This window comes from Ilyomonas limi, assembly GCF_005233845.1.
In the GTDB taxonomy this organism is placed as follows: domain Bacteria; phylum Bacteroidota; class Bacteroidia; order Chitinophagales; family Chitinophagaceae; genus Ilyomonas; species Ilyomonas limi.
This window is the reverse complement of sequence record NZ_SZQL01000045.1, coordinates 1-6,129: the sequence shown is the minus strand read 5'-3', so window position 1 is coordinate 6,129 and position 6,129 is coordinate 1. Positions and strand designations below refer to the sequence as shown.

Here is a 6,129-nt window from a genome sequence, read left to right as displayed (position 1 = left end):
ATTAAAAACAAACTCGTATTAAGAGCCTTTGCCGTTGTAAAAAATAAAAGAGATTATGTGGATAATTTTAAGAAAATAGCTTGAAAATAAATTAAAAATACTTGGCTGAGTCATAGAAATCAGCCCAAATATAATTATATAGCTCAATAGAATTTCTGATGTTCAGCACATGTTTGTCCAGCCGCTATGGCAGCAAACTACTTGTTATACGCTTTTATATAGGTTTTTCAAATGTAATTGGTTCTGCATCGTCCGGGTCACCCAAATACCAATAGAGCTGATATATTGAGTCCGTAATTGCAATGTCAAAGTTCATGTAAGTCTTTGCCTGAAATAGTTCGTTTTTGTCAAATGCCATCTCAATTTCCCAGTCACGCTTATTTTTTTGTACACTCCATTTTCCTGCTACCTTATATAACTTACCATCTATTGATTCTCCAAAACCGTCATTTATACAGTCCGGAAGATTTGTAATAACAAAAGTTGAATCATTGCGGAATACAAGACTCATACTGTCAACCTTATACTTCCTTTGTTTTAATAACTCATAAGTCTCTGCTGTCGCTTTCCAACTTCCTGTTAGATTATTCAGTTGTGTTAGGCTTTTGATAGGTGTGTCATAGCTTGTATCTCTTGGCTCAAAGAAATGACAACTGCTTGTTGTCACAATAATAAAGAATAATATTATAGTCAGTCTCATTGATTGCGTATAACGTTACAGGTTGGCGAAGTGCGGATAATAGCATTCCGTCCCGCCTGGCTACTGAAGTTAATTATTTAGTTAAAGTACAAGTTATAGATATTCGCCGATTGCGTTCCGTCCGATGGAACTACAGCTGAGCAATGAACCAAAAGTTGAGGAACGTTTTTCGTCTGCCCGCATTTTTGCCAACCTGCCTGTTAGCTGTAAACCCTATACAGTCGCCTGTTAGAGTTTATGTGTTTCTTTTGCCTTTGCCCAATTTTTTCTAAGAATCGGTTTTGAAAAACTTGTTTCACCATTTGATAGCTCGCCGGAAAAATGACAGAATTTCTCAGCGTATTCGTTGTTACTAAATTTTTTCCAACTTTGAAAAGCTGTGTCACACATTGGAAGTTTTGGATTGAATGGTATTTGCATTCCAGTTCTAATACAAAAACCCATTTGCTTTGTCGCCTGCTTAGGAATAAAGGTGTCCTTTTTAAAAGAAGTGTCAGCCTTTATCTTGTTATTAAAAAAGTCAGAAAGTTTGTCTGTCTCAATTACAGAGTTTGTGTGACGCCTTGAAAACCCCAACAGCGTGCTTTCGAACTTTGGTTCTTTAAGAAAAAGTAAATCGGATTGCTCTATAACTCTTTGAAAATATCCAGCAGCATCATTTTCTAAAGTGTCCTGGCTGGTAATGCTTCCCAGTATTCCTTTTCTATTTGTAAGAACTCCTGCTTCAATATTATTGTCTTGCGAAAAATTGTAAAGGTTCATTGATGTCAAGATTGCTGAACTTTCATTAGCATAGTATTTTGCATGAAGTCTTTTTTCGTAACGAATTTCTATGTTCGGAAAGTCTTTGAAAAAATTAAAATCTTCTTGCTTCATGCTTTTTGAAAAGTCATCTTCATTTTTCCCAAACACTACAATAATTTTAAGGTTGGGATTATCCTTTTTGGCTTTCAATGCCGAAGCATATCTGTCGTGAAGTTTGATGTATGGAGAAATGAGTATTATGTACTCGTCAGCATACTCAAAAAGATTTTCTAATTGAGCATTTAGGTCATTTCCAGTCAAGAATGTCGCCATGTATTATTTTTAGGAACGTGATGTTCATTAAGGGTTACAGCTAATGTTGCCGGCTTGCTGCTGTGCTGGTATTTATAACTGTCAGCCCGGCAACTGAAGCCGAATTGAAAAACCAAAGTACAAAATATATTCTACTGCTCCATAGCGTTCCGTCAGCCGAAACTGATGCTGATTAGCGATCAAAAAGCTGATGCTGCATTACGTCCGCCAGCATAGCAGCAAACCGATTGTTGTGCGTTCGCTTTTTGTCATGCGGTACAAGGCGTTTGGCTAAAACTAATGCCATTTCGTTCGTCAAGTGTTAGAAATTGTCCGTCTGTAAAAAATGGCTTTTGTCTTACGATTTGTTCAAATCCAGATGACTTGAAACTTATATTTCCTTCTTGCAAGTCAATGTTCCATTCATAAATCCATTGATTTGCTTCTTGTTCTACTTTGTCAACAAGATAAAGGTCTGCGATTTCAAGCATATCAGTTGTTCCGCCTTTTCTGTCAATGTTCATTGTCAAAGCAAAGGTGTCTTTAAAAACTAAAGTACAAGGCGAAACCCAAAAAGAAAAAGGTTGTCCAGGTTTTATTGGATTAACCCATTTGAAAATATAGTCAATGTCAAATACTAAATGTGTCGAACCAATTTCATTCACAGGCAAAAAGAGCAAGCCATAAATGCTACAGTCATGCCAGCCCATTTGTTCATAGTCGTCCTGTATCCAGATATTTTTGTCGAGTGTGAATATGTTTTGATTTTCAGTCAAGATGTATTGTCGATTTAATAAAAGTCAAAAATGTCAAAGGTGAACGAGGTCTCTCTAAAGTGACGCACAACGTTTCAGGCTTGCTGCCGGAGCGGCAATTCGTGGTTCGTCAGACCAAATATATAACGAAAAGCTCATTAGAATTCCTGCTGTTCAGCCGAGATTCGTCGCCCCGCTATGGCAGCAAACTATGTGTTAGCTGGCGTTTCATTTCAACACAGATAGCTTGCATTGTAATTTTGTAAAGTTTTTCTTTCGTCCAAGAACAAGGATTTTGTCGCCAAGCGTTACCAAAATACAGTCGGGAAAGTCCCCCAGCCAATAACCGTCACCTGTATAATTTATAAATTCAAGTTTTGAACTGTCATTGACAAAGCTAATTACGTCCGTACTGAATTGAATGTCGTCAAAGTGCTGAGTTAATGATTTGTAAGGAAGTCCAACAAACGACTTCGTTACAGTTATATTGCGTCCTTGTATGGTCACCTTGTATGTCGCTAAAACTAATGGGAGCAAAATGATAATCAAGTGTACAGCAAGTAATAACTGTAAATTTACCTTGTCATGCGTCAAGCTAATGGAAAATATTGAAACGACAGCTAACGTATAAGTTACGAGCAGTCCGTCATTGATATTACGTCTATAAAATATAACCTTCGTCACAATAATTGTCTGTCTTAATATGCCAGCTAACGGTCATCGGCTTGCTGTCAGTACAGGCATTTCACGTTCCTTCAGCTTAACCTTTGTACTAAAGCAAAATAGTGATTTATAGTGGAAGTTTTATTAGTCAGCCTGTATTGCAGCAAACCGCTGTTGCCTGCTGTTTTATCTATTTTCATAGGTTTTTTGTATGAGCAGGTCAAATTCCGTCGCTGCCAATTTTGACTTTTTTTTCTCGTTTAAGTACCAAGCTAAAAGTCCGCCCAAAATTGCAAACCCGAAAACGTACATAAGAACAATCATCTTTGCCTGTCCTTTCTGATACTCTTTAATGTCCGCTAAAGTCCTTTGCCCCTTTTCGATTTGGAAAACAAATGTGTTGTATTCGCTTGTGCTTTGTCTGTAAAAGACCTTTACTGTGTCGCCAGGCTGTATTTGTGAGTTCAAGTAGTTGCACACGTCTGTACCTCTTTCTACAGCAAATTTTTCATCTGAATTTTCCAGCGTTAATGCAAAGACTGTCTTGTACTTCTTTGATTTGAACGTGGCTTTGTCGATTTGAATGATACCTGAATTTATAACCCTTCCTGTCACCGAATTGGCTGACGAGAGCTTCACGTTTATATCCTTAAAAATTCCCCAAGTCGCTCTTGCAACACAAAGCAGTCCCAATATGAGTAGGATGGTAACATCAATTGTTCTAAGTTTCATCCGGGTTTAAGTATTGTCCATTTGAAATTTCATGATTGGAGGCATCTTCTGAAAATAGTAGGCAACGAGTGCCGGCTTTGCGTTTGTGGCGGCACTTCGTGCAGGTCAGCCCCAAATATAGCTGAAAAAGCATAATAGAAAATCTGCTGATGAATGGCTTGCGTCAGCCGCCATGACGCAAAACCAAATGTTGCTTGCTGTGCCTTTGAATGGATGCTTGCTTGCGTAAAAGAGGTGTCGTGTCCACCAAAACAACTTTGCGTTTTAGGTGATAATGGCTGCCCTAAAAAACTGTTGAAAATTGTTTTGCTTTTTAAAAGTGAACTGTCCTGTCGCCCGAAAGAATGTTGCAAAAAGCACTTGTTGTTGCACTGTGTCCCTTTTGAATAAAAGAGTTGTGTCAAAAAGTGCAAAAAACAACTAAAAGTGCTGTCTCCACCAAAAACTGATTACAAAAGCAAACTTTTTTCACATCGTTGCTGCGGTGCTGTCGTCCGATAGCTTTGTCCGGTCTGAATTGTCGGACTAAATTATTTTGTTTTGTCCAACCGCTTAGACTTGAGCTAAAGTCCACCAAATACAAAAGCTGAATTAAAAACAACAGTCCGGAAAACTTGCAAATGTCAAACAGAAAACTGTCTGCTGATGTGGGCTTTGGGTCAAGTCTAACCCATTTGAACCAACTGAATTTTGTCGAACCATTTTGAACCTGAAAACCTGTCCGGCGGCATGGCAAGCAACGTTTCAGGCTTGCTGCTGTGCTGGTATTTTATAACGTCCAGCCCGGAACTGTAGCCCATTAGAATTACTGATGATGAAGTTAAGAACAAAAGCTCAATAGAATTACGTCTGACCGAACCGCTGCTGATAGCGAACAAAAAGATGGTGATTTATTCGTCAGCCAGCATAGCAGCAAACCACATGTTGCACGCCTGTGTTTCGTCACCCGATGAAACCTAAACCCTTAGCGAACTCTTTTACTAATAAACCTTGTGTTCATTGTCTCACTTTCAAAGTAAATCATGTCAGCGTCACCGAAAACAAGAATTGTCCCCATGCCATAGCCAACTGTGTCACTAATTGCTTTTTTGATGTCCAAAGTTTTGGTGTCAATGTCACCGTTTTCGCTAATAACGTAACAGGTCTTGTCTGTTATACCATTTTTTTGAAGTGATTGAAGTATTACTTGCTCTTCAATGCCTTTGACAGGCTCAAATTTGTCCCACTGAAAAAAGTTGAAATGAGAAAGGTCGCTGATAAACTTGTGTCTGTTTTTTATAGATGAAACGAACTGAATGTAGCGGTCTTGCTTTGCCTTGTCAACAAACCTTTTGATAACCTTGATTTCTAAGTCTGCGTTCTGTGTCATGCGAATGAATGTGTCAACTTATTAAACTGTGTCCATGCCCCACTAAAGCTTGAAGGATGTTTGTTTAACATGGCGTGCAACGATTAAGGCTTGCTGCCGCAGCGGCACTTCGTGCACGTCAGCCCCAAATATAGCTGAAAAAGAACAACAGAATTGCTACTGCTGAATGGCTTCCGTCACCCCGCTATGGCAGCAAACCCGCTGTTGTACGCTGCTTGTCAGAAACCATTGCAAGCAGACCTATAAAATCTAAAGCTTTTTTTGTTTGTGTCATAATGATAACTCACCACGCAAGTTCCAGTGTTTCCAAGTGCAATTCCGTTCTTGTCTTTATGAACACGGAACGGTACGATGTTTATATAAAATTGTCCATTGTCAAAACTTAATGGAAATATGCGATGCCCAATAAATGAATCGTCTCTTTCAAGTCTATTTGATATGTCTGTTGAGTCCAACAGCATGATTCTTGTCTTTTGAATGGTCGTCTGTAAACTGTCGGTAAGTAAGTCATCTTTAAAAAGGAGCAAAGTGTCAAATATTGATTTGTCACTCTTGGATACTAAAGTAATATATCGGCTAATTGCGTCATTATAAATATTCCGACGTCCGCTTTTGTCTGTCGTGTTGATTGTCTGCCCAAAAGTAACTGTCGGAAGAAGTAAAATAAAGAATAGAAGTCTTGTCATGCTTAAATGATGCACTTTAAAACTGTTTCCATAAAGTAGCGTACAACGTTCGCGCATTGCCGATGGTGGGGCAATTTTATTCATCAGCATAAATATAGTACAAAAGCCGGATTGAAAAACTGATGATGAGTTTTGTTCATCCGCCCCACTTTTGGCAATGCACTTGTT

The 6,129-nt window shown here is 38.6% G+C and carries 7 protein-coding genes; all 7 read right to left on the bottom strand.

Annotation, left to right across the window (positions count from 1 at the left end):
* Positions 1-214: 214 nt before the first annotated feature.
* The gene (locus tag FC093_RS23310; protein ID WP_137264231.1) at positions 215-700 is read right to left on the bottom strand and encodes a hypothetical protein; all 486 of its coding nucleotides are present in this window, start codon (positions 698-700) and stop codon (positions 215-217) included.
* 228 nt (positions 701-928) lie between these two features.
* Positions 929-1,777 carry a phospholipase D family protein gene (locus FC093_RS23305; RefSeq protein WP_137264230.1) on the bottom strand — a complete coding sequence of 283 codons (849 nt, stop codon included), beginning with the start codon at positions 1,775-1,777 and terminating at the stop codon, positions 929-931.
* 248 nt (positions 1,778-2,025) lie between these two features.
* Entirely contained in the window at positions 2,026-2,532 is a 507-nt protein-coding gene (locus FC093_RS23300; RefSeq protein WP_137264229.1) for a hypothetical protein, read from the bottom strand.
* 828 nt (positions 2,533-3,360) lie between these two features.
* Complete coding sequence (locus FC093_RS23295) at positions 3,361-3,906, bottom strand: hypothetical protein (RefSeq protein WP_137264228.1); 546 nt, start codon at positions 3,904-3,906, stop codon at positions 3,361-3,363.
* Positions 3,907-3,935: 29 nt separating this feature from the next.
* On the bottom strand, positions 3,936-4,259 hold the full coding sequence (locus tag FC093_RS23290; protein ID WP_137264227.1) for a hypothetical protein: 324 nt from the start codon (positions 4,257-4,259) through the stop codon (positions 3,936-3,938).
* Between the two features lie 611 nt (positions 4,260-4,870).
* On the bottom strand, positions 4,871-5,275 hold the full coding sequence (locus tag FC093_RS23285) for a hypothetical protein (protein ID WP_137264226.1): 405 nt from the start codon (positions 5,273-5,275) through the stop codon (positions 4,871-4,873).
* Between the two features lie 218 nt (positions 5,276-5,493).
* Positions 5,494-6,129, bottom strand: a 636-nt coding sequence (locus FC093_RS23280; RefSeq protein ID WP_206106676.1) for a hypothetical protein, incomplete at its 5' end; no start/stop codon positions are given.

Coding starts and splice junctions, on each gene's coding strand:
- FC093_RS23295 (WP_137264228.1), bottom strand. CDS start 3,906: ATGAAACTTAGAACAATTGATGTTACCATCCTACTCATATTGGGACTG.
- FC093_RS23285 (WP_137264226.1), bottom strand. CDS start 5,275: ATGACACAGAACGCAGACTTAGAAATCAAGGTTATCAAAAGGTTTGTT.
- FC093_RS23305 (WP_137264230.1), bottom strand. CDS start 1,777: ATGGCGACATTCTTGACTGGAAATGACCTAAATGCTCAATTAGAAAAT.
- FC093_RS23310 (WP_137264231.1), bottom strand. CDS start 700: ATGAGACTGACTATAATATTATTCTTTATTATTGTGACAACAAGCAGT.